The sequence below is a fragment of the Stutzerimonas stutzeri genome, from assembly GCF_024448935.1.
GTDB classification, from domain to species: Bacteria; Pseudomonadota; Gammaproteobacteria; order Pseudomonadales; family Pseudomonadaceae; genus Stutzerimonas; species Stutzerimonas stutzeri_AO.
Genome location: NZ_JAMOIE010000052.1, coordinates 13,621 through 34,903 on the forward strand (window position 1 = coordinate 13,621; position 21,283 = coordinate 34,903).

General features: G+C 60.8%; 22 protein-coding genes. 14 read left to right on the top strand and 8 right to left on the bottom strand.

What is annotated here, in order from left to right:
* Positions 1-98: 98 nt before the first annotated feature.
* Both NA637_RS15250 and NA637_RS15255 read right to left on the bottom strand, forming a co-directional pair.
* Positions 99-2,132 (bottom strand): S9 family peptidase, encoded by a 2,034-nt coding sequence (locus NA637_RS15250; protein WP_256073214.1) that lies wholly within the window; start codon positions 2,130-2,132, stop codon positions 99-101.
* Between the two features lie 114 nt (positions 2,133-2,246).
* Positions 2,247-2,567, bottom strand: coding sequence for a hypothetical protein (locus NA637_RS15255; RefSeq protein ID WP_256073215.1), 321 nt, complete (start codon positions 2,565-2,567; stop codon positions 2,247-2,249).
* 17 nt (positions 2,568-2,584) lie between these two features.
* Here NA637_RS15255 and fadB point away from each other — a divergent pair, with 17 nt between their 5' ends.
* The 5 genes from fadB (at position 2,585) to NA637_RS15280 (ending at position 9,793) form a co-directional block, all read left to right on the top strand.
* The gene (gene fadB / locus NA637_RS15260) at positions 2,585-4,732 is read left to right on the top strand and encodes a fatty acid oxidation complex subunit alpha FadB (protein WP_256073216.1); all 2,148 of its coding nucleotides are present in this window, start codon (positions 2,585-2,587) and stop codon (positions 4,730-4,732) included.
* A gap of 18 nt (positions 4,733-4,750) precedes the next feature.
* Positions 4,751-5,926, top strand: a complete 1,176-nt coding sequence (gene fadA / locus NA637_RS15265) for an acetyl-CoA C-acyltransferase FadA (RefSeq protein ID WP_003285577.1) — start codon at positions 4,751-4,753, stop codon at positions 5,924-5,926.
* A gap of 134 nt (positions 5,927-6,060) precedes the next feature.
* Positions 6,061-6,294 carry a DUF1653 domain-containing protein gene (locus tag NA637_RS15270; protein ID WP_041014253.1) on the top strand — a complete coding sequence of 78 codons (234 nt, stop codon included), beginning with the start codon at positions 6,061-6,063 and terminating at the stop codon, positions 6,292-6,294.
* A gap of 288 nt (positions 6,295-6,582) precedes the next feature.
* On the top strand, positions 6,583-9,195 hold the full coding sequence (gene topA / locus NA637_RS15275) for a type I DNA topoisomerase (protein WP_256073217.1): 2,613 nt from the start codon (positions 6,583-6,585) through the stop codon (positions 9,193-9,195).
* 79 nt (positions 9,196-9,274) lie between these two features.
* Positions 9,275-9,793 (top strand): DUF6586 family protein, encoded by a 519-nt coding sequence (locus NA637_RS15280; protein ID WP_256073218.1) that lies wholly within the window; start codon positions 9,275-9,277, stop codon positions 9,791-9,793.
* 38 nt (positions 9,794-9,831) lie between these two features.
* Here the strand turns inward: NA637_RS15280 and NA637_RS15285 are convergent, their stop codons facing one another.
* On the bottom strand, positions 9,832-10,671 hold the full coding sequence (locus tag NA637_RS15285) for a DMT family transporter (RefSeq protein ID WP_256073219.1): 840 nt from the start codon (positions 10,669-10,671) through the stop codon (positions 9,832-9,834).
* 180 nt (positions 10,672-10,851) lie between these two features.
* Between NA637_RS15285 and NA637_RS15290 the strand changes: the two genes are divergently transcribed.
* Positions 10,852-11,088: a hypothetical protein gene (locus tag NA637_RS15290; RefSeq protein ID WP_256073220.1), complete on the top strand. Its 237-nt coding sequence runs from the start codon at positions 10,852-10,854 to the stop codon at positions 11,086-11,088.
* Between the two features lie 76 nt (positions 11,089-11,164).
* Here the strand turns inward: NA637_RS15290 and sulA are convergent, their stop codons facing one another.
* Positions 11,165-11,647, bottom strand: a complete 483-nt coding sequence (gene sulA, locus NA637_RS15295; RefSeq protein WP_256073221.1) for an SOS-induced cell division inhibitor SulA — start codon at positions 11,645-11,647, stop codon at positions 11,165-11,167.
* Between the two features lie 10 nt (positions 11,648-11,657).
* Entirely contained in the window at positions 11,658-12,266 is a 609-nt protein-coding gene (gene lexA / locus NA637_RS15300) for a transcriptional repressor LexA (protein WP_256073234.1), read from the bottom strand.
* A 194-nt stretch (positions 12,267-12,460) separates the two neighbouring features.
* Between lexA and NA637_RS15305 the strand changes: the two genes are divergently transcribed.
* The 8 genes from NA637_RS15305 to NA637_RS15340 all read left to right on the top strand — a co-directional run bounded on the left by NA637_RS15305 (position 12,461) and on the right by NA637_RS15340 (position 19,462).
* The gene (locus NA637_RS15305; protein WP_256073222.1) at positions 12,461-13,168 is read left to right on the top strand and encodes a TetR/AcrR family transcriptional regulator; all 708 of its coding nucleotides are present in this window, start codon (positions 12,461-12,463) and stop codon (positions 13,166-13,168) included.
* Positions 13,169-13,206: 38 nt separating this feature from the next.
* Positions 13,207-13,731: a L,D-transpeptidase gene (locus NA637_RS15310; RefSeq protein ID WP_256073223.1), complete on the top strand. Its 525-nt coding sequence runs from the start codon at positions 13,207-13,209 to the stop codon at positions 13,729-13,731.
* 16 nt (positions 13,732-13,747) lie between these two features.
* Positions 13,748-14,746 (top strand): beta-N-acetylhexosaminidase, encoded by a 999-nt coding sequence (nagZ, locus tag NA637_RS15315; protein WP_256073224.1) that lies wholly within the window; start codon positions 13,748-13,750, stop codon positions 14,744-14,746.
* A 14-nt stretch (positions 14,747-14,760) separates the two neighbouring features.
* Entirely contained in the window at positions 14,761-15,498 is a 738-nt protein-coding gene (locus NA637_RS15320) for an S-methyl-5'-thioinosine phosphorylase (RefSeq protein ID WP_256073225.1), read from the top strand.
* Between the two features lie 184 nt (positions 15,499-15,682).
* The gene (locus tag NA637_RS15325; RefSeq protein ID WP_256073226.1) at positions 15,683-16,180 is read left to right on the top strand and encodes an LEA type 2 family protein; all 498 of its coding nucleotides are present in this window, start codon (positions 15,683-15,685) and stop codon (positions 16,178-16,180) included.
* A gap of 9 nt (positions 16,181-16,189) precedes the next feature.
* A complete protein-coding gene (locus NA637_RS15330; RefSeq protein WP_256073227.1) occupies positions 16,190-16,381 on the top strand; it encodes an SEC-C metal-binding domain-containing protein in 192 nt (63 codons plus the stop codon).
* A 7-nt stretch (positions 16,382-16,388) separates the two neighbouring features.
* Positions 16,389-16,853, top strand: coding sequence for a DUF2489 domain-containing protein (locus NA637_RS15335; RefSeq protein WP_256073228.1), 465 nt, complete (start codon positions 16,389-16,391; stop codon positions 16,851-16,853).
* A 71-nt stretch (positions 16,854-16,924) separates the two neighbouring features.
* Positions 16,925-19,462, top strand: coding sequence for a penicillin acylase family protein (locus NA637_RS15340; protein WP_256073229.1), 2,538 nt, complete (start codon positions 16,925-16,927; stop codon positions 19,460-19,462).
* A 42-nt stretch (positions 19,463-19,504) separates the two neighbouring features.
* Here the strand turns inward: NA637_RS15340 and NA637_RS15345 are convergent, their stop codons facing one another.
* The 3 genes from NA637_RS15345 to NA637_RS15355 all read right to left on the bottom strand — a co-directional run.
* Positions 19,505-20,104 carry a DJ-1/PfpI family protein gene (locus tag NA637_RS15345; protein ID WP_256073230.1) on the bottom strand — a complete coding sequence of 200 codons (600 nt, stop codon included), beginning with the start codon at positions 20,102-20,104 and terminating at the stop codon, positions 19,505-19,507.
* Positions 20,105-20,199: 95 nt separating this feature from the next.
* Positions 20,200-20,898: a tRNA (N6-threonylcarbamoyladenosine(37)-N6)-methyltransferase TrmO gene (tsaA, locus tag NA637_RS15350; RefSeq protein ID WP_256073231.1), complete on the bottom strand. Its 699-nt coding sequence runs from the start codon at positions 20,896-20,898 to the stop codon at positions 20,200-20,202.
* Between the two features lie 31 nt (positions 20,899-20,929).
* The coding region (locus NA637_RS15355; RefSeq protein ID WP_256073232.1) for a hypothetical protein at positions 20,930-21,283 on the bottom strand (354 nt) is incomplete at its 5' end.

A 21,283-nucleotide genomic window follows, 5' to 3' on the forward strand; every position in this document is an offset into this window, starting at 1 on the left:
TGTGATAGATGACCCCCGCGCGCGGGTCTCGTTCCGACCGCAAGTCGGCTAGGCCGCGCCGCCAGCAAGGCGCGGGCGGCAACTGTGCAGCACCGCTGCTAGCGGGTTGTCCTGTCAAAGACCTTGAGCACAAAGGCATATTCCAGCGCCACGTCCTTCAACGCCTGATAACGACCGCTCATGCCGCCGTGGCCGGCACCGAATTCGGTTTTCAGTAGCAGTAGGTTGCCATCGGTCTTGGTGGCGCGCAGCTTGGCGACCCACTTGGCGGCCTCCCAGTACTGCACGCGGCTGTCGTTGTAGCCGGCCACCACAAGCATTGCCGGGTAAGGCTGACTGCGTACGTTCTCATAGGGCGCGTAGGCCTTGATGCGCGCATGCACCTCGGGCTGATTCGGGTCGCCCCATTCGTCGTATTCGGTCACCGTCAGCGGCAGATCGGCGTTGAGCATGGTGTTCAGGACGTCGACGAAGGGCACTTCGGCGATCGCCGCACCGAAGAGGTCCGGCCTCAGATTGAGCACGGCGCCGATCAGCAGGCCGCCGGCGCTCCCGCCGCTGACGGCGAGTCGAGCCGGTTCGGTGTAGCGGTCGGTTATCAGTTTCTCGGCGCAGGCAATGAAATCGCTGAAGGTGTTCGGCTTGTGCTTCAGCTTGCCGGCCCGGTACCAGGCCTCGCCAAGATCGCCGCCGCCGCGCACATGGGCAATGGCGAAGATGAAACCGCGATCGAGCAGCGACAGCCGCGCATGAGAAAACCAGGGGTCCAGGCTGTGGCCGTAGGCGCCGTAGCCATAAAGATACAGGGGCGCGGGTGTGCCGAATTGCTCGCGGCGGCCGACCAGGCTGATCGGCACCTGAGTGCCATCGTCGGCTGTTGCCCAGATACGTCGGCTCTCATAGGCATCGGCGTCGAAGGGGCCTTCGACCGGAGTCTCCTTGAGTACCTCCTGCTTGCCGTCGGAGAGGTTCAGCTGGCGAATCTGAGCCGGGCGGTTCAGTGCTTCGTAGCGCAGCCGGATCACCGGACTATCGAATTCAAGCGTGTTGTGTACCTGGAGGCTGTAGGCGGCATCCGGCAGTTGCAGCCGGTAGGGTGCGCCAGTTGCTGGGCGCACCTCGATGATTGGTAACCCGGCTTCGCGCAGGCTCAGCGTGACTGCATTTTCGTTCAAGCTGACGTCTTCGAGCATCACTGCGTCGTTGTGGCCGATCAGCTCGTGCCAGTGCTCGCGTTGCGGCATGTGCTCCGACGCCTGGTACAACGCGAAATTGATGCCGGCCTGATTGCTGCGTATGAACCAGCTCCACTCGTCATCGAGAAGGCCATGGTCGGGGTAGTACTCGTGGTCCTCTTGGCGAGGAGCAAGACAAATCCAGTTTCCCTCGGGCTCATCCGCTGACAGCACCCAGGCTTCGCTGGTGGTCTTGCTGTTCGAAAGGATCACCAGTTGGCGTTCGGAGCTGGTCCGGTAGCAGTGCACGAAGTAGCGCCCGTCCGGATCGTGATAGACCTCCGTGCGCTCGTTGTCGCCCAGCCGGTGGCGGTAGATCTTGTGGGGGCGATGGGTGTCGTCCAGTTCGCCGAAGAACAGAGTCCGGCTATCGTTGGCCCAGGTCATGCTGCCGTCGCAGTCATCGAAGGGCAGGGCGGTCACTGCGCCTGTGCTCAGATCCTTGACGAACAGTTGATAAATCTCATCGCCCTGAGTATCGAGGCTGTAGGCCAGTTTGCGGTGATCTTGGCTGACGCTGAACGCACCCAGCGAGAGGAAGCCACCTGCGGCCAGTTCGTTGGGATCAAGCAGCAATTGCTGCTGATTTTCATCGACAATGAATGAGCCATCTGCCGGCCGTGGGCAGCGGTAATGGCGTGGATACTCATCGCCGGCAGTGGTGCGCTGGTAATACAGCCACGGCCCCCAGGGCGACGGCAGCGAAAGGTCGGTCTCACGGATACGGCTTTTAATCTCTTGAAACAGCGATTCACGCAGTTGAGCGTGCTCAGCCAGCTGTTCTTCCAGATAGGCGTTCTCTGCCCTCAGGTATTCGAGCACCTCGGGCGCGTCGCGGTTTTCCAGCCATTTGTACGGATCCAGGCCTGTATCGACGCGGGCAATGGGGGCGGACATGCATCACTCCTGAAGCGCGGCTGCGAACTGGCGCAGCTGTACGAAATTTGGCTAACAGCGCCCAGTGTACAAGGTGCCCAGACAGTTGTGACGGTGCGTGTAGGCCGTGGTCCATCAACGATGGGGCCGGCGATCAGTTGCATGAATGACCGTCCATGCAATAAAAGCTGGGCCTGCTGGCTGCGCGCGAGCCGGGTCTTGGCTAGGCTTGTTGGTCTCGGCCGGGGTGAAGCGTCTTTGCGGCTTGGCCTGTCGATTGACATCCCGGTGCTTTTCAAAGAAGGTGTGCTCACCCAAATCAAACGGGCGTATGAATCGAGCGTTTGCCACGCAAATGCCGTCAGCCCGGTTTATCGTGTCGGTGGGTGTCGTTTCACCGGTAACGGTGACGGTCTTCGGGCCGATGACGTGCGACACGTAACGTTCAGCTTCCATACCGTGGAGATCAGTTGATGATTTACGAAGGTAAAGCCATCACGGTTAAGGCTCTTGAGAGCGGCATCGTCGAATTGAATTTCGACCTCAAGGGTGAGTCCGTCAACAAGTTCAATCGCCTAACCCTCAACGATTTGCGCCAGGCCGTCGACGCCATCAAGGCTGACACTTCGGTCAAGGGCGTGATCGTCACCAGCGGCAAGGACATGTTCATCGTCGGTGCCGACATCACCGAGTTCGTCGATAACTTCAAGCTGTCGGACGAAGAGCTGGTGGCCGGCAACCTCGAAGCCAACAAGATCTTCAGTGATTTCGAAGACCTCGGTGTTCCGACCGTCGCTGCCATCAACGGCATCGCCCTGGGTGGCGGTTTCGAGATGTGCATGGCGGCGGACTATCGGGTCATGTCCACCGCCGCCAAGGTCGGCCTGCCGGAAGTGAAGCTGGGCATCTACCCGGGCTTCGGCGGCACCGTGCGTCTGCCGCGTCTGATCGGTGTCGATAACGCCGTCGAGTGGATCGCATCTGGCAAGGAAAACCGCGCCGAAGACGCGCTCAAGGTTCATGCAGTCGATGCCGTGGTCGCCCCGGACAAGCTGCAGGCCGCTGCACTGGATCTGGTCAAGCGCGCCATTTCCGGCGAGCTGGACTACAAGGCCAAGCGTCAGCCGAAACTGGACAAGCTCAAGCTCAACGCCATCGAGCAGATGATGGCCTTCGAAACCGCCAAGGGATTCGTTGCCGGTCAGGCGGGTCCGAACTACCCGGCCCCGGTCGAGGCGATCAAGACCATCCAGAAAGCGGCCAACTTCGGCCGTGACAAGGCCATCGAAGTCGAGGCTGCCGGCTTCGTCAAGCTGGCCAAGACCTCGGTTGCACAGAGCCTGGTGGGACTGTTCCTCAGCGATCAGGAACTGAAGAAAAAAGCCAAGGCCTATGACAAGCAGGCGCGTGACGTGAAGCTGGCCGCCGTGCTCGGCGCCGGCATCATGGGCGGCGGTATTGCCTACCAGTCGGCCCTCAAGGGCACGCCGATCCTGATGAAGGATATCCGCGAAGAGGGTATCCAGATGGGTCTGGACGAGGCCTCCAAGCTGCTCGGCAAGCGTGTCGAAAAAGGCCGTCTGACTCCCGACAAGATGGCGCAGGCGCTCAACGCGATCCGTCCGACCATGTCCTATGGCGACTTCGGCCATGTCGACATCGTCGTGGAAGCCGTGGTCGAGAACCCGAAGGTCAAGCATGCCGTGCTGGCCGAGGTGGAAGGCCACGTACGCGAAGACGCGATCATCGCGTCGAACACCTCCACCATTTCCATCAGCTACCTGGCTCAGGCGCTCAAGCGTCCGGAAAACTTCTGCGGCATGCACTTCTTCAACCCGGTGCACATGATGCCGCTGGTGGAAGTGATCCGTGGTGAGAAGACCAGCGAAACCGCCATCGCCACCACCGTCGCCTACGCCAAGAAGATGGGCAAGAGCCCGGTCGTGGTCAACGATTGCCCGGGCTTCCTGGTCAACCGCGTGCTGTTCCCGTACTTCGGCGGCTTCGCCCGCGCCATCGCCCACGGTGTCGACTTCGTTCGCGCTGATAAGGTGATGGAGAAGTTCGGCTGGCCCATGGGTCCGGCTTATCTGATGGATGTCGTCGGCATGGACACCGGCCACCACGGCCGTGACGTGATGGCTGAAGGCTTCCCGGATCGCATGAAGGACGACACCCGCACGGCTGTCGACGTCATGTACGAGGCCAACCGTCTCGGCCAGAAGAACGGCAAGGGCTTCTACGCCTACGAGATGGACAAGAAGGGCAAGCCGAAGAAGGTCGTCGATGCCCAGGCCTACGAGCTGCTCAAGCCGATCGTTGCCGAGACTCGCGAGCTGTCCGACGAGGACATCATCAACTACATGATGATCCCTCTGTGCCTGGAAACCGTGCGCTGCCTGGAAGACGGCATCGTCGAGACCGCTGCCGAAGCTGACATGGGCCTGATCTATGGCATTGGCTTCCCACCCTTCCGTGGTGGTGCGCTGCGCTACATCGATTCGATCGGCGTCGCCGAGTTCGTCGCGATGGCCGACAAGTACGCCGACCTGGGCCCGCTGTACCACCCGACCGCGAAGCTGCGTGAGATGGCTGCCAACGGCCAGCGCTTCTACGGTTAATCGAGGGAGAGAGAATTCATGAGCCTGAATCCAAGAGATGCAGTCATCGTCGACTTCGGTCGCACCCCGATGGGGCGCTCCAAGGGCGGCATGCACCGTAATACCCGCGCTGAAACCATGTCCGCACACCTGATCGACGGCGTGCTGGCGCGCAACCCGAAGATCGACCCGGCCGAAGTCGAGGACGTGATCTGGGGCTGCGTGAACCAGACCCTCGAGCAGGGCTGGAACATCGCCCGCATGGCTTCGCTGATGACGCGTATCCCGCACACCAGCGCCGGCCAGACCGTGAGCCGTCTGTGCGGTTCGTCCATGAGCGCCCTGCACACTGCCGTGCAGGCCATCCAGACCAACAACGGTGACGTGTTCGTCATCGGTGGTGTGGAGCACATGGGCCACGTCAGCATGATGCACGGTGTCGACCCGAACCCGCAGCTGTCGCTGTACGCCGCGAAAGCGTCCGGCATGATGGGCCTGACTGCCGAAATGCTGGGCAAGATGCACGGCATCACCCGCGAGCAGCAGGACGCCTTTGGTGAGCGTTCGCACCGCCTGGCGCACAAGGCCACGCTGGAAGGCAACTTCAAGGATGAAATCATCCCGATGGAAGGCTATGACGAGGACGGCTTCCTCAAGGTCTTCGATTACGACGAAACCATCCGTCCGGACACCACCCTGGAAAGCCTGGCTGCGCTGAAGCCTGCGTTCAACCCGAAGGGCGGCACCGTGACTGCAGGTACGTCTTCGCAGATCACCGACGGCGCGTCCTGCATGATCGTCATGTCCGCCCAGCGCGCCAAGGATCTCGGCATCCAGCCGCTGGCCGTGGTTCGCGCCATGGCACTGGCTGGTGTCGACCCGGCAATCATGGGTTACGGCCCGGTGCCGTCCACCCAGAAGGTGCTCAAGCGCGCCGGTCTGACCATGGACGACATCAGCCACGTCGAGCTGAACGAAGCCTTCGCTGCACAGGCACTGCCGGTGCTCAAGGACCTCAAGCTGCTCGACAAGATGGAAGAGAAGGTCAACCTGCACGGCGGCGCGATCGCCCTGGGTCACCCGTTCGGCTGCTCCGGTGCGCGTATCTCTGGCACCCTGCTGAACGTGATGAAGCAGAACAACGGTACGATTGGTATCGCCACCATGTGTATCGGTTTGGGCCAGGGGATCAGTACGGTCTTCGAACGCGTCTAACAGACAGATGCAAATGACTGCGCTAGGCTGACAGCCAATCTCGCGACTGAGCGGGAATATGATTGTCAGCCGGTGCATGGAAGCCGGGGCCTGGTGCCCCGGTTTTTCTTTTTTGTATTTGTGTGGAGGTAGGCATGCAGTTGCAGCCGGGGCGTTATCGCCATTACAAGGGGCCGGAATATCGCGTTTTCGCTGTTGCGCGGCACTCCGAGACCGAGGAGCCGGTGGTGTTCTACCAGGCGCTGTATGGGGAACGTGGACTCTGGGTGCGCCCGTTGTCGATGTTCATCGAGACTGTCGAAGTCAACGGCGAAACGGTCCCGCGTTTCGCATTGATCGAAGCCGAAACGAGCGTTTTCGAAGGTTGAGCTGGCTAGCGGCCACCAGGTCCGCGCTTGACCTCACCTCCATCGCCACTATATATAGCGGTGCTTTTCAGACAGAGCTTAAACCTTGCTGTTCGCTGGATGGCATCGAACGGCTGCTCTGATTCGCACTAGGCGGAGCCGGGCAGGGCGATTTTTCTGTCAGGTCGGCCCGTTCGCAAAACGCGCACTAACGTACGCTGATGCCTTGCCGTTTAGCCCCGGTGCGGGTATTCAAACTGTCGGAGGCGCCGCCTCTGTTCACCTCTAGATTCAGGAACTTTCCTCTCCATGGGTAAATCGCTGGTCATCGTGGAATCACCGGCCAAGGCCAAGACAATCAACAAGTATTTGGGCAACCAGTACGTGGTGAAGTCGAGTATCGGCCATATCCGCGACCTTCCTACCAGCGGCTCTGCCAACAAGGAGCCGGTCAAGCGCGGCAAGGCTGCGGCCGCCGAAGCGCCTGCGCTGTCGCCGAAGGAGAAGGCCAAGCGTCAACTCATCACCCGCATGGGGCTCGACCCGGAGCACGGCTGGAAGGCCAAGTACGAGATCCTGCCCGGCAAGGAAAAGGTCATCGAGGAACTGCGCCGTCTGGCCAAGGAAGCCGACACCATCTATCTCGCGACCGACTTGGATAGAGAGGGGGAGGCCATCGCCTGGCATCTGCGCGAATCCATTGGTGGCGACGACAGCCGCTACAAGCGCGTGGTGTTCAACGAGATCACCAAGAAGGCGATCCAGGACGCCTTCTCAAAACCAGGCGATCTGGATATCAACCGAGTCAATGCACAGCAGGCGCGACGTTTCCTTGATCGGGTTGTTGGCTACATGGTGTCGCCGCTGCTGTGGCAGAAGATTGCGCGCGGCCTGTCAGCTGGGCGTGTGCAGTCGGTTGCGGTCAAGCTGGTGGTCGAGCGTGAGCGGGAGATCCGCGCCTTCGTTCCGGAAGAGTACTGGGAAGTTCATGCTGACCTGGCCACGGCCAAAAACGCCAAAGTGCGCTTCGAGGTTGCACGCGAGAACGGCGAGGCCTTCAAGCCGCTCAACGAAGCGCATGCTATGGCCGCGCTCGAGCAGCTCAAGGATTCCAGTTACAGCGTCACCAAGCGTGAAGACAAGCCGACCAGCAGCAAGCCGTCCGCGCCGTTCATCACCTCTACGCTGCAACAGGCGGCGAGCAACCGTTTAGGTTTCGGCGTGAAGAAAACCATGATGATGGCCCAGCGGCTCTACGAGGCGGGTTACATCACCTATATGCGTACCGACTCGACCAACCTGTCGGCCGATGCCCTGAGCATGGTGCGCAGCTTCATCGAGGACGAATTCGGCAACAAGTACCTGCCGGAGAGACCGAACTTCTACTCCAGCAAGGAAGGCGCGCAGGAAGCCCATGAAGCGATTCGCCCGTCCGACGTCAATCTCCGTCCCGCTCAATTGTCTGGCGTGGAGCGCGATGCTGAACGCCTCTATGACCTGATCTGGCGTCAGTTTGTCGCCTGCCAGATGCCGCCGGCTCAGTATCTTTCAACCAGCGTCACCGTGACCGCCGGAAATTACGAGTTGCGCGCGAAGGGTCGGATCCTCAAGTTCGACGGTTACACCAAGGTCATGCCGCAGCAGAGCAAGGCCGGCGAGGATGACGTGCTGCCGGAGATGAACAAGGGCGACGACATGAAGCTGCTCAAGCTCGACCCGAGCCAGCACTTCACCAAGCCACCGGCGCGCTATTCGGAAGCGAGTCTGGTCAAGGAGATGGAAAAACGCGGGATTGGCCGGCCGTCGACCTATGCGGCGATCATTTCGACCATTCAGGATCGCGGCTATGTCTCTCTGCATAATCGCCGCTTCTATTCCGAGAAGATGGGTGACATCGTTACCGAGCGCCTCTCGGAAAGCTTCAACAACCTGATGGACTATGGTTTCACTGCCGGCATGGAAGCGAATCTCGACGATGTCGCACAGGGTGGGCGCGAGTGGAAACATGTACTCGACGAGTTCTACGGTGACTTCAAGAAGAAGCTGGAGGTGGCTGAGGCGAGCGAGAATGGGATGCGTGCCAACCAGCCCACGCTGACCGACATCCCGTGCAAGGTTTGCGGCCGGCCGATGATGATTCGCACAGCCTCCACTGGGGTCTTTCTCGGTTGCTCCGGCTACAGCCTGCCGCCCAAGGAACGCTGCAAGTCCACCGTCAACCTCATTCCGGGCGACGAGATCGCCGCTGATGACGAAGGGGAGTCCGAATCTCGCGTGCTGTTGGGCAAACATCGTTGCCCGATCTGCAGCACGGCGATGGATGCTTACCTGCTGGACGAAACCCACAAGCTGCACATCTGTGGCAACAACCCCGATTGCGCGGGATACGAGATCGAAGAGGGCCAGTACCGCATCAAGGGCTACGAGGGGCCGAGCCTGGAGTGCGACAAGTGCGGCAGTGAAATGCAGCTCAAGACCGGCCGCTTCGGCAAGTTCTTCGGCTGCACCAACGCCGAATGCAAGAACACCCGCAAGCTGCTGAAGAATGGCGAAGCCGCTCCACCAAAGATGGATGCGGTGAAGATGCCTGAGCTTAAATGTGAAAAGGTCGACGACACCTATGTGCTGCGTGACGGCGCCTCCGGTTTGTTCCTCGCTGCCAGCCAGTTTCCGAAGAATCGCGAGACCCGTGCGCCGCTGGTGCTGGAGCTGATCCCTCACAAGGACGAGATCGACCCTAAGTACCACTTTCTGCTGAGTGCGCCACAGAAGGACCCGCAAGGCCGTCCGGCCGTGATTCGCTTCAGCCGCAAGACCAAGGAGCAGTACGTACAAACCGAGGTCAACGGCAAGCCGACTGGTTGGAAGGCGTTCTACGATGGCAACAAGTGGAAAGTAGAGGACAAGAGCACCGGTAAATGACCGTCAGCGTCAGGTCGAAGCCAAGGACTAGCGCTCCGGCTTCGGCTCGTAGCGTTTCAACTCTTGGGAGACCGTCGTCATGGCTCATGAGCTGTACACCCGTACCAACCAGAAAATCTACTTCGCCGGACTCGCACTCGAGAACTGGCGGCGGGCCGAGGAAAAAGGCGCGCTGAATGCGCCAGGCCTGATCCAGGCCGAGCGCGAGGCGAGTCTTTTTCATCTGTATGGCGCGCTGCTGGGGCTATGTCACGAGATTGCTGGCTACTACCGCCTGCCCGGTGCTAGCGTACCGCGTCCAGAGCTATTGCTGATGTCCTCAGCGCAGGGCGCGTCGTCGAGCCCGGAGCTCGCCGAGCTGATCGAGTTGGCCGAGCAGCCTGACACCTGGCTGGCACAATTGCTGAAAGCCTACTCGGCACTCTTCGAGCCACCCCGTGCTCCCGCCAAGGCCAAGACCGATCCAGCCATGCCGTTGATCGAGGCGGTCAGGGTGGATGCGCAACTGCCGGCGCTGACGCGTGAAGAACTGGAGGCCTGGCGAAGCAGCCTGAAAGCGCTGGCCTTACGCTTTCGCGAGTCGCTGACCGAGTGGTAAGCAAATAGACGTGCAGCGGTGCGGTGTCTGGCACAGGGTCAAGTGCTTGGTTTAAGACGCACGGCCAGCGCAATGCCACCTAGAATCGCAAGGCCGGCGACCAGCAATTTCCCGGTCAAGGGCTCCCCTAGCAGCAGGCTCCCCGCCAAGGCGGTAAGAAGTGGCACGCTCAGTTGCACGCTGGCCGCCTGGATGGCCCCCAAGCCGGGGAGCGCTGCGTACCAGATGGCGTAACCGATTCCGGAGGCCAAACCGCCAGACAGCAGCGCATAGATCAATCCGGCGCTGTCCCACTCCAGCGTGTTCAACACAAGCAGGCATAACAGGATGGCGAATGGTAGGGTGCGAATGAAATTGCCCGCAGTAGCGGCAAGTGAGTCCGGCGTCCCTTTACCCAGTAGCGAATAGGCCCCCCACGCCGCTCCTGCCAGCACCATCAAAAGTGATGCCGATAGCGGCGGTGTGTTCGTTCCGGGCAGCAGAAGCACAAGCAGTCCTGCTCCTGCCAGGAGCATTCCGGCGGTTTGTCCCCGGTGCAAGCGTTCACCGTGCAGCATCCCCCAGGTGATCATGCTTAGCTGCACGGCTGCGAACAGCAGCAGCGCGCCGGCGCCAGCGTCAAGGTTGAGGTAGGCATAAGAGAACGAAGTCGCATAGGCGAAGAGTGCGAGGGCGCCCCGCCAGCTGCCTGAGCTTGAATAGGACCTGCTACGCATGCGCAACAAAAGCCACAACACCAGTGCACCGGCAAATAGGCGCAGCGCAGTGAAGCTGGCCGGATCGATCTGGCTGTCCCGCAAAGCTGCGCGACAAAGCAGCGAATTGCCGGCGAAGGCGAGCATGGCCAGTGCGGTCAGTAGCAAGGTTCTTATGGTCATCCTGCGGTCCGGTCCATTATAGGCAGCACATCCTACTGTGCCGTCGCGTTACTGCGCATCTGCTTCCCGCCTGCGAGGGACTGTGTCGCAGTTCAGTATCGTGTTTTTGGCCGTTAAACCCAAAGGCTGCCGCCTGGGCGGTCGGCTGGTACAATGCGCCGTTTCAAGGGGAGCATGCCCATGCCAACGTCTTTTCTGGAAATCGTCGAGCTACCCGACGGCAGCATTGTGCTGCGTCGTGCCGAGGACGAAGGCATATTGGTCACGCTGGATTTTTCTGACGATGCCAAGGTGTTTCTGCAAGGTCAGCATGTCGAAATCGCCAAGGCCATGTTCAACATCGGCGTGCAGATGGCGGGGCGCGTATCCGACGGTGATTTCGAGCGGGAGGAAGAAGGGCCACGCGTATTGCATTGAGGGCTGAAAATGTCTGGTCGCCTTTGCGGCTCCTGGCGGGTTTCGGCACATCCTTATGCCGAGTGGCTGGGGCGTATTAGCTACCCAGGCGTATGTTCAAACTTAGTGCGTTGCCCTGGGCTGCCGCCACGCGCAGTTTCAGACGGCCCGCCTTGTCGATGCGGGGGAACCAGGTAATCACCGTGTGGCTGCAGCCCGATACCAACGCCTTGCATGCCAGCTCAAGCGCAGTCTGGCTTTCGCGGGCTTGGAGCAGCAGAATGCGGTCACGATTCAGCCCGGTTTCTCGCAGCCAATTCGGTGAAAGTGACACAGGTGGTGCAATCAACGTGAGCCAGCGAGTATCCGCTGCCTCACTGAGCTCGCGCAGCATGGGAGCCAGCAACTGGCGGCAGTGATCCCCGCTACCGGTCAGAGTCATTTCACTCAGGCAGTCGTCGGCGGGCTTGGGGGCGGGATGCGTTACCGCTTCGAACGACGTCAGGCGATGCGCGATCAACCCTTCGAACAAGGAAAGCTGCGGTGGTTTGCCTGCGGTGGGTTGGGGATGGTACTGCATGAACCTCTCCTTAGCGGCGTATTATGCCGACGCTCAAACCTTCAATAACCAACTCTTGCTGCTCAAGATCGACCTCGATAGGCGCAAACGCTGAGTTTTCGGCGAGCAGCCAGACCTTGCTGCCTTCACGTTTGAAACGTTTAACGGTCACTTCGTCATCGATTCGGGCCACGACAATCTGGCCATTTCGTGCTTCACGCGTGGTGTGGACCGCTAGCAGATCCCCATCCAATATGCCGATATCCTTCATGCTCATACCGTGGACGCGCAATAGGTAATCAGCCTTCGGCTGGAAAAATGAAGGATCGATATGGCAAGATTCTTCGACATGTTGCTGCGCCAGAATTGGCGCACCGGCAGCAACCCGGCCGATTACCGGAAGGCCGTTGTCCTCGGTAGCCGGTTCGAAGCCCGGAATACGTATCCCGCGAGAGGCACCGGGCGTCATTTCGATGGCGCCTTTGCGAGCCAGAGCCTTGAGGTGCTCCTCTGCGGCGTTGGGCGATTTGAAACCCTGCTGCTGAGCGATTTCGGCACGCGTCGGCGGGTAGCCGTTGTCTTCAAGGCAGCGCTTGATGAAGGCGAGGATTTCCGACTGGCGAGGGGTCAGCTTGATCATCAAAGGTCCCTGTTCGTTTTTACAGTAGCTGGGATTATATACAGTACCGAATGCTTGGCAATGCTTGTTTGTTTGAACGACAGGTAGGCTGTGCGCGCGTTAATCTGGTCATCGAAGCATTTCGGCGTTATGTCGGTTGACTTGGTGTAGGTTGAAACGTAAGTTTCAAACAGGTGTTTGTCGGGGAGGAGGGCATGGCGCAGTCCGAAACAGTCGAGCGTATTCTGGATGCGGCGGAGCAACTGTTCGCTGAGAAGGGGTTCGCCGAGACATCGCTGCGTCTGATCACCAGCAAAGCCAGTGTCAACCTGGCCGCAGTGAACTATCACTTCGGTTCGAAAAAGGCGCTTATCCAGGCAGTTTTCTCGCGTTTTCTAGAGCCGTTCTGCATCAGCCTTGAGCGAGAGATGGACAGGCGCGAAGCGCAGTGCGACAGGAAGGAAAGCCTCGAAGAGTTGCTGGAGATCCTGGTTGAACAGGCGCTGGCAGTGACGCCACGCAGTGACGACGATCTGTCCATTTTCATGCGTCTGCTGGGGCTTTCGTTCAGCCAGAGCCAGGGACATCTGCGTCGTTACCTGGAGGACATGTACGGCAAGGTGTTTCGCCGTTACATGCATCGAGTCCACGAGGCCGCGCCGTCGATTCCTCCAATTGAACTGTTCTGGCGTGTGCACTTCATGCTCGGCGCAGCCGCATTCAGCATGTCAGGAATCAAGGCGCTAAGGGCTATCGCCGAGAACGATTTCGGTGCAAGTACCTCGATTGAGCAGGTCATGCGCATGATGGTTCCGTTTCTCGCAGCCGGGATGCGGGCCGATTCGGGCGTGGAGGATCCAAGCCTGGTGCAGGCCCATCCGATTGCTCGACGTAACGCCTTGGCGATGCCCGCCAAGGGCTGAGGTGCATGGTCAGGGGTGATCGGCTAAGCTTGCCGTCTATGCCCGATCTCGATTTCCTTCATATTTCAATTGCCGACCAGCTGCTCTACGGGTTTTCCAATGGCAGGCTGCGTGTCCGGCTACCCATCTCTACCGCTCGTAACGGTGTCGGTGAGCGCAACGGTTCTGGTTGCACGCCGCGTGGCCGCCACCAGGTACGCGCGCGTATCGGCGAAGGCCTGCCGTGCGGGGCCGTTCTGCGGGGTCGCCGTTGGACGGGCGAGGTCTGGAATCAGCAGCTGCACGACCGGTTTCCCGGACGCGACTGGATCCTGAGCCGGATTCTCTGGCTCAGCGGTTGCGAGCCGGGGTACAACCGGTTGGGGCCAGTCGATACGTTTCGCCGCTACATCTATCTGCATGGCACGCCTGATTCGGAGCCCATGGGCACACCGCTGTCCCACGGCTGCATCAGGTTGCGCAATGCCGACCTGCTCGAGCTCTTCCCCCGTGTGCCCGCTGGCTGTGCCGTGTATATCGGCGAAGCTGCATGCCCGGATTGGTCGAGCGCAACGCTGAAATAAGGATTCGCTCACCAATATGCAAGGCTCTTTGATGTTGGATATTGCCGGTACCTGGCTGACCGCCGAGGACCGACAATTACTACGCCAACCGGAAGTAGGCGGGCTTATTTTATTTGCCCGGAATATCGAAAGCCTGCTTCAGGTCCAGCAGCTTTGCCGAGCGATTCGAGCGGTGCGGCCTGACCTGCTGCTGGCGGTCGATCAGGAAGGGGGGCGCGTCCAGCGGCTGCGGCGTGACTTCGTTCGGCTACCGGCAATGCGCGAATTCGCCCCGCGTGCCAATGCGCAGGCGCTGGCAGAAATCTGCGGGTGGGTGATGGCGACCGAAGTGCTCGCAGTCGGTCTCGATTTCAGTTTCGCGCCAGTGCTGGATCTCGATTACCAGCGCAGCGCAGTGGTTGGCTCGCGTGCATTCGAGGGCGATCCGCAACGAGCCAGCGAGCTGGCCGGCGCTTTCGTCAGGGGCATGCACGGCGCCGGAATGGCGGCCACCGGCAAGCACTTTCCCGGTCATGGCTGGGCCGAGGCGGATTCTCATGTCGCAATACCGGTCGATGAGCGCGGGCTGGATGAGCTGCGCGGCCGGGATCTCGTTCCTTTCCGCAGGCTGGCCGGCGAGCTTGATGCGGTGATGCCCGCCCATGTTATCTACCCGCAAATAGACGACAGGCCCGCTGGTTTTTCTCGGCGTTGGTTGCAGGATGTCCTTCGCGATGAGTTGGGATTCCGCGGCTTGATTTTCAGTGATGACCTATCGATGGCTGGTGCGCATGTCGCTGGAGATGCCGCGAGCCGCATCGAGGCGGCGCTGACGGCGGGTTGCGATATGGGGCTGGTGTGTAACGATCGCGGAGCTGCTGAGCTTGCATTGTCGGCGCTGCAGCGGCTCGGGGCGCAGCCATCGCCGGCTTTGGCCAGAATGCGCAACCGGGCTTGCGGCTCTCTGGAATACAAACAGGATCCACGCTGGCGCGCATCCGTCGCTGCACTCAAAGCAGCCGAACTGATCGCTTGACCAAGGAAACACAGATGACTGGCCATGCCATTATCGGCGGCACCGGGCTCACCGAGCTGCCTGGGCTGACCCTGCGCGAAGCGATACCCATGCAAACGCCCTATGGTCCGCCGTCGGCCGGTATTTTGCATGGACAGTACGCCGGTCGCGAAGTGCTGTTTCTCGCTCGGCATGGTCACCCGCACCGGGTTCCGCCACATCAGGTCAACTATCGCGCCAATCTGTGGGCGCTGAAGCGTGCCGGCGCGCAGGCCGTTATCGCAGTGAATGCGGTTGGCGGCATCCACTCGGCCATGGGGGCCGGTCATCTCTGCGTGCCGCATCAGTTGATCGACTACACCTACGGCCGCGAGCACAGCTTCTTCGAAGGCGACATCGAGCATGTCACCCATGTCGACTTCAGCTATCCCTATGACGAGCCCTTGCGCCAGCGCCTGATCGCCGGTCTGGCAGCTGAACGTTACCTGTTCAGCAGTCATGGTGTGTATGGCTGCACTCAGGGGCCGCGGCTGGAGACGGTCGCTGAAATTGCCAGGATGGAGCGCGATGGTTGCGACATCGTCGGGATGACCGGTATGCCCGAGGCGGTGCTTGCGCGTGAACTGGAGCTGCCCTACGCCTGTCTGGCGCTGGTGGTCAATCCGGCCGCGGGCAAAACCAGTGGGATCATCACCATGAAGGAAATCGAGGCTGCGCTGGCTGAAGGGATGGTGAAGGTACGTGCGGTACTGGCTCGCGTGCTGGCTGGTTGAGTGCAGTCCCGCCAGCTGGTGCCGTGGCTAGCCAGTGGCATGCTGGCGGTAACGGCGTGGATGGCTTCGACGGGCGTCGTCAGAACGGTAGCAAAGACGTAGCAGGGATATGCTAGTTTCGCCAAACAACCCATTGCAGCCGACCTGCCGCTTGCTACACTTGGCCGTCCCTTGGAGTACCGGAATGCCTTGCCACGCACCTATAAGAAGAATATCGAGAGCAGTGGTTTTGCTGGGTCTGCTGTCCGGTCTTGCGGGTTGTTCGACCTGGTTCAGCAGTGATTTCCAGGACCCTGGTGTCCAGCTCACGGATGTCGAGATCATCAAGGCGAGGCTGCTCGAACAGCAGTTCATGCTGCGTTTCCGCATCGACAATCCCAATGAGCAGAGCTTGCCCGTGCGCGGCCTGGTCTATACCGTCCACCTCAACGACGTCGAGCTGGCGAGTGGTGAGTCCAGTGGCTGGACAACCGTCCCGGCGCATGGCTTCGAATATTACGAGGTGCCGATTTACACCAATCTGTGGCGGCATATGAAGTACATCGTGCGATTGCTGGAAAAACCGGACCGCCCGATTGCCTATCGTCTGCAGGGCGAGCTGAAAACGGGTCTGATGCTTGGTCGACGCGTGCACATTGCGACCAATGGCGAGATAATCCCCGGCAACTTTATCCCGGAGTGAGCAACACCGATGAACCAAGACACCCATGTGCACGGCCCTGATTGCAGCCATGACGACGATCACGACCATGCCCCTCATGTCCACGGACCGCACTGCAGCCATAGCCACGATCCGGTTCGCAATCCGCTGAAGGATGTCGGCCGCAACGACCCGTGCCCATGCGGAAGCCAGAAGAAATTCAAGAAGTGCCACGGAGCCTGATCCGCTCATGACGCCCCTCGCCATCGCATTGCTGATCGCCGGCCTGCTGCTGATCGCGGGCCTGGCGGGATACGCCCTGCATTTATGGCGTAGGGTCTGGCGCAGAGAGCAACAACTCGCCGAGATGCAGGCGCAACAGCATGCAGCGCTTGCGGCGGATTTGCGGGTGCTGGCCAGCAGCCTGCTCGACGAGCAGGTGCCGCTGATCGAGGGCGCTATCCGAATCAAGGTGCTGCTGGACAACTACGACACTAACCTTGGCCAGGATCCGCGCTGCCATGTCTTCCAGGCGCTCTTCGAGGCGACCGAGCAGGTACCCACACATGCTGCCTGGAAGGCCTTGGATAAAAACGAGCGACGCCGTCATGAAGCCCGCTTCAGCGCGCTTGAACTGCAGCACAAGGCTGAGGCACGTCGCTCCGCTCGCTGGCTGCTCGACGAAGTGTTGCCAAAAAACCGCGAAGCGGCCTGAACGCGACGGCATCACGTACCACACCCATCTATCCTTCTGTTTTGTCGTGCCCTGCCCGCAAGGAGCCGTTGATGCCACTGCGTCTGCCGTTTGTTCTGGTTCGCCTGGCGTTGGGCGCCGTATGTGTGGGTGGAGCCCTCAGCGGCTGCCAGGCCTATCTGGACAGTCGCTACAGCGACAGCCTGCCGCCGGCCCAGGGCGTTCAGGCGATTACGGGGCTCGACAAGAGCGTAAGCATCCGTCGCAACACGCTGGGTATGCCGCTGATTGAAACGGCGAACTTTCATGATGCGCTGTTCGGGCTGGGTTACGTACATGCCACTGACCGGCTGAGTCAGATGGTCAGCATGCGGCTCATGGCCGAAGGGCGCTTGGCTGAAATGGCCGGGCCCGGCGTGCTTGAGGTCGACCGCTTCATGCGTGCGGTAAACCTTCGGCAAAGCGCTGCGGTGCTGTACCGGGAAAGCTCGCCGCGGATGAAGCGCTTCTTCGGGGTGTATGCCCGCGGCGTCAACGCCTACCTGTTCCGTCATCGCGACAAGTTGCCGATGGATCTGGCCGTCACTGGCTATACCCCCGAGTACTGGAAGGCTGAGGATTCGGTACTGGTGTTCTGTCTGTTGAACTTCGGCCTGGCGGTCAATCTTCAGGAAGAAATCGCATCGCTGGTCATGGCGCAGAAAGTCGGTGCGGACAAGCTCGCCTGGCTGCTGCCCACCTACCCAGACGAGGCGTTGCCGTTTGAGGAGGCCGACAAGCTCAAAGGCTTGAAGCTGAGCGGCGATATTGCCGGGCTTGCAGCGCTTGAGCGCGCTGCCGCCCAGGTTGCCTCGCTGAACATGCTGGGGGTCGCCGCTTCGAACAATTGGGCCATTTCCGGCAGCAATACGCGCAGTGGCAAGCCGATCCTGGCCAATGACACGCACTTGCCGCTGTCCATGCCGTCGTACTGGAACTTCGTGCAGATTCGCTCGCCGAAGTTTCAGGCTGCGGGCGTGACGATCGCTGGCGTGCCTGCCGTGGTTGCCGGGTTCAACGGCAAGCTGGGCTGGGGCATGACCATGGTCATGGGCGATACCCAGGACCTCTTTCTCGAGCAGGTGCGGCGCGAGGGAAGCCGCTTGCTGTATCTGGCCGATGGCAAGTGGGTGCCGGCTCGCGAGCGAAATGAGACCTTCTTTATCAAGGGCGCGCGCCCTGTCCGAGAAACGATCTACGAGACACGCAACGGGCCGCTGCTCAACAGCGTTCTGGGGGCGCGCAAACATCCCTTGCAGCCGCTGCAGTTGAGCAGCGGTTACGGGCTGGCTCTGAAGACCAACCAGTTCGAGGCTGATCAGACGCTGGATGCATTTTTCGACCTGACCCGTGCGCAATCCGTCGACCAGGCGTTCGAGGCGACCCGCGACATCCGTGCTGTGGCGCTGAACATCGTGTTTGCCGACCAGCAAAGTACCGGCTGGCAGGTCACCGGACGCTATCCGAACCGGCGCGAGGGATTGGGCCTGCTTCCGTCGCCGGGTTGGGAAGGGCGTTATGACTGGGACGGTTACGCCGATCCCATGCTTCACCCCTATGATCAGGATCCGATACAAGGCTGGCTGGCGACCGCCAATCAGCGCACCGTGCCCAAGGGCTATGGCATGCAGCTGTCCAACTCCTGGTACTACCCGGAGCGTGCCGAGCGTATCGCCGAGCTGCTTGGTCGGGGCAAGCAGGACAGCCGCAGTGTGATCGCAATGCAGTATGACCAGACGACAACCTTTGCGGCCAAGCTGCAGACCATGCTGCAGGCGCCGGGAATGGCGCAGCCGCTGAAAGCCGCCATCGATACGCTTGCCGAACCTGAGCGGCGCCGGGCACGTGAAGCGCTTTCGACCCTTCTGCGCTTCGATGGCAAGCTCGCTGCTGGCTCTGCGGACGCAGCGCTGTATGAAACCTTCCTGATGGAGGCGGCACGCCAGACCTTTCTCGACGAGCTGGGGCCGGAGGGTAGCGCCGCCTGGAAGGCCCTGGTCGAGACCGCAAACGCCTCCTATTCGGCACAGGCCGATCATCTGCTCGGCTGGGACGACAGTCCGTTCTGGGACGATATCGGTACGCCGCAACAGGAAGACAAGCCGGCCGTTCTGGCGCGCTCGCTTGCCGCTGCGGTCAGTCGCATGGAAACTGCCCTGGGCACTGACCGAAGTGCCTGGCAGTGGGGGCAACTGCATACCTACACCTGGAAGACCGGCACTACGCAACTGGCGCCTTACATGTCGCCCAGCCAGCGCGCCGGCATCAGTGCGATCAGCGGCTATCTGGATCGGGGACCGGTAGCGGCTGGTGGCGATCACAGCACGCTGAACGTGTCGGCCTACCGCTGGGGCGACAATTTCGATAGCTGGCTGATCCCGGCCATGCGGATCATTGTCGACTTCGGTCGTGATGAGCCGATGATCGGGCTAAACAGCACCGGTCAGTCCGGCAACCCGGCCAGCCCGCACTATGCCGACGGCATCGAGGCCTGGTTGAAAGGCGGCTACCTGAGCTTCCCATTTAAATCGGAGAATCTCGACGAGGTCTACGGCACCCAGCGATTGCTGCTCACGCCGGCGCCTAAATAGCCTGCTGATCCGTGGACGAAGCAGTACTGGTGTTGTTTCGGGTCAGCTGTTCTTGCGCCAGTCGAAATCCATTTGTCGGGCGGTGGCTTCGGCCAGTTCGCGGCCAGCGATACGCTCGACCAAGTGCAGGCTCATGTCGATACCGGCCGAAATACCTGCCGAGGTTACGTAGCGGCCGGTATCAACCCAGCGGCAGCCTTCGACCACTTTTAGCAGCGGGAACATCGCTTTCAGTTCGCTGGTGTCTTCCCAGTGCGTGGTCACCTTATGCGCGTAAAGGACGTTTGCTTTCGCCAGCAGGAATGCGCCAGTGCACACCGAGGCGGTGAGCCCGGCCTGGGTGGCGGTCTTCTCGATCCACCGCACCACCTCGGGGTTCTCCAGTTCGTTGGTGACCACTCCGCCCGGGACGATCAGCACGTCGATGGCGGGGTGGTTGGCAAAATTATAGTTGGGTTGGACAACCAGCCCCGCCCTGGCGCGCACGAGTCCCTTGCGCGCAGCGATGGTCGAGGTCGAGAAGGGCGGTGGCCGACCGTCGCGCAGCGCCAGCCGCGTCGCGGTGGTGAATACCTCGTAAGGCCCCGTAAAGTCGAGCACCTCGACGCCGGGGTAAACGTAGATACCGACGAATGTGGGCATGACGGGCACCTGTCGTATGCGCTGGGCTTAAGAGGCGATTACTCGGGCCGGTTTGCAGGATGTTCCTGAATGGTCTTGCGAAGGTCTAGGTCAGCCTAGCTGGCTGCTCGTGTCACTTCCAATACCGTAATGGTTGACGGTTCCGGGTAATGCCATCGAACCTCGACATCCCAGAGCCGGGTGCCGTAACGGCGTTCCGCTGCTGGCGTCTGATAGGCCGGTCGCGGGTCCTGTGCCAGGCACTGTTCGATCAAGGCTTGCAGCGGCTCGCCCAGTCGTGCCGCTTCGCAGTGCGCCTGGTGCAGGCTGGCCTCGGTCCAGCGCACTGCAATGAGGTTGGGTGCGTCCTCGGCCAAGCCGTTATGGGCATCCGTGACCACATCGGCATAGGGGACATAAGGCTTGATGTCCAGTACCGGAGTCCCATCGAGCAGATCGATTCCCGACAGATGGAGACGGCCTGGCTCGATCTGGTCCAGTTTCACCACCGACTGCCCGATGCCGTTGGGCCGGTGCGTCGCCCGGGTCGCGAATACGCCAACCATCCGGTTGCCACCTAGACGTGGCGGCCGTACGCGCAGACGGGGTTCGGCCTCCAAGGCTTGATGAAAAAGAAACAGCAGCCAGACATGGCTCACCTGTTCCAGTCCCTCCAGCGCATGCACCTGATCGAACGGTGCGGCCAGTTCCAGTACGCCTCGAGCGGCGGGTGCCAGTTGCGGCTGGCGTGGAATGGCGAACTTTTCCTTGAAGCAGGAGCGGACGAAGCCGATGGGGGAAACGGAGTAGGACATGGTGAGTAGCCAGGCGCGGAGGGGTGTCATCTTACCCGTTGCGGTAGCGGATCGCGCCTACGCGCAAGGCTGGCGCAGCAATCTGCAATGGCTTCAGAGCCCGACCGGTGCGTAGGCATGAGCCCCTTTGCGCCAGCACGCTATCTGCGGCGCCATGCAGACTTTCGATAATTCGTGTAGGATACCCGCCCTTTTTTCGAACATAGGCTACGTTTGTTTTACGGCTGTACGCTTCACTCTTTTCCAGTGCCGCGCTCGCCAGAGCTTTACGGCAGTTTTTGGCGGGTCGCCCCTGACGCAGCCCCGCATACAGGCAGCAGCAGTGCAGCCGCTTTGGCAGTCGCAAAACGTGGCAGCCGCATTTCGTCGCGTCGCGATGTCCTAA

Excerpts from the sequence above, each read along its gene's own strand:
- NA637_RS15330 (WP_256073227.1), top strand. The coding sequence starts at position 16,190 with ATGAACCAAGACACCCATGTGCACGGCCCTGATTGCAGCCATGACGAC.
- NA637_RS15345 (WP_256073230.1), bottom strand. The coding sequence starts at position 20,104 with ATGCCCACATTCGTCGGTATCTACGTTTACCCCGGCGTCGAGGTGCTC.
- NA637_RS15325 (WP_256073226.1), top strand. The coding sequence starts at position 15,683 with ATGCCTTGCCACGCACCTATAAGAAGAATATCGAGAGCAGTGGTTTTG.
- NA637_RS15255 (WP_256073215.1), bottom strand. The coding sequence starts at position 2,567 with ATGGAAGCTGAACGTTACGTGTCGCACGTCATCGGCCCGAAGACCGTC.
- NA637_RS15285 (WP_256073219.1), bottom strand. The coding sequence starts at position 10,671 with ATGACCATAAGAACCTTGCTACTGACCGCACTGGCCATGCTCGCCTTC.
- topA (WP_256073217.1), top strand. The coding sequence starts at position 6,583 with ATGGGTAAATCGCTGGTCATCGTGGAATCACCGGCCAAGGCCAAGACA.
- fadA (WP_003285577.1), top strand. The coding sequence starts at position 4,751 with ATGAGCCTGAATCCAAGAGATGCAGTCATCGTCGACTTCGGTCGCACC.
- sulA (WP_256073221.1), bottom strand. The coding sequence starts at position 11,647 with ATGCAGTACCATCCCCAACCCACCGCAGGCAAACCACCGCAGCTTTCC.
- NA637_RS15340 (WP_256073229.1), top strand. The coding sequence starts at position 16,925 with ATGCCACTGCGTCTGCCGTTTGTTCTGGTTCGCCTGGCGTTGGGCGCC.
- tsaA (WP_256073231.1), bottom strand. The coding sequence starts at position 20,898 with ATGTCCTACTCCGTTTCCCCCATCGGCTTCGTCCGCTCCTGCTTCAAG.
- NA637_RS15250 (WP_256073214.1), bottom strand. The coding sequence starts at position 2,132 with ATGTCCGCCCCCATTGCCCGCGTCGATACAGGCCTGGATCCGTACAAA.
- nagZ (WP_256073224.1), top strand. The coding sequence starts at position 13,748 with ATGCAAGGCTCTTTGATGTTGGATATTGCCGGTACCTGGCTGACCGCC.
- NA637_RS15335 (WP_256073228.1), top strand. The coding sequence starts at position 16,389 with ATGACGCCCCTCGCCATCGCATTGCTGATCGCCGGCCTGCTGCTGATC.
- NA637_RS15320 (WP_256073225.1), top strand. The coding sequence starts at position 14,761 with ATGACTGGCCATGCCATTATCGGCGGCACCGGGCTCACCGAGCTGCCT.
- NA637_RS15310 (WP_256073223.1), top strand. The coding sequence starts at position 13,207 with ATGCCCGATCTCGATTTCCTTCATATTTCAATTGCCGACCAGCTGCTC.
- lexA (WP_256073234.1), bottom strand. The coding sequence starts at position 12,266 with ATGATCAAGCTGACCCCTCGCCAGTCGGAAATCCTCGCCTTCATCAAG.
- NA637_RS15280 (WP_256073218.1), top strand. The coding sequence starts at position 9,275 with ATGGCTCATGAGCTGTACACCCGTACCAACCAGAAAATCTACTTCGCC.
- NA637_RS15290 (WP_256073220.1), top strand. The coding sequence starts at position 10,852 with ATGCCAACGTCTTTTCTGGAAATCGTCGAGCTACCCGACGGCAGCATT.
- NA637_RS15270 (WP_041014253.1), top strand. The coding sequence starts at position 6,061 with ATGCAGTTGCAGCCGGGGCGTTATCGCCATTACAAGGGGCCGGAATAT.
- NA637_RS15305 (WP_256073222.1), top strand. The coding sequence starts at position 12,461 with ATGGCGCAGTCCGAAACAGTCGAGCGTATTCTGGATGCGGCGGAGCAA.
- fadB (WP_256073216.1), top strand. The coding sequence starts at position 2,585 with ATGATTTACGAAGGTAAAGCCATCACGGTTAAGGCTCTTGAGAGCGGC.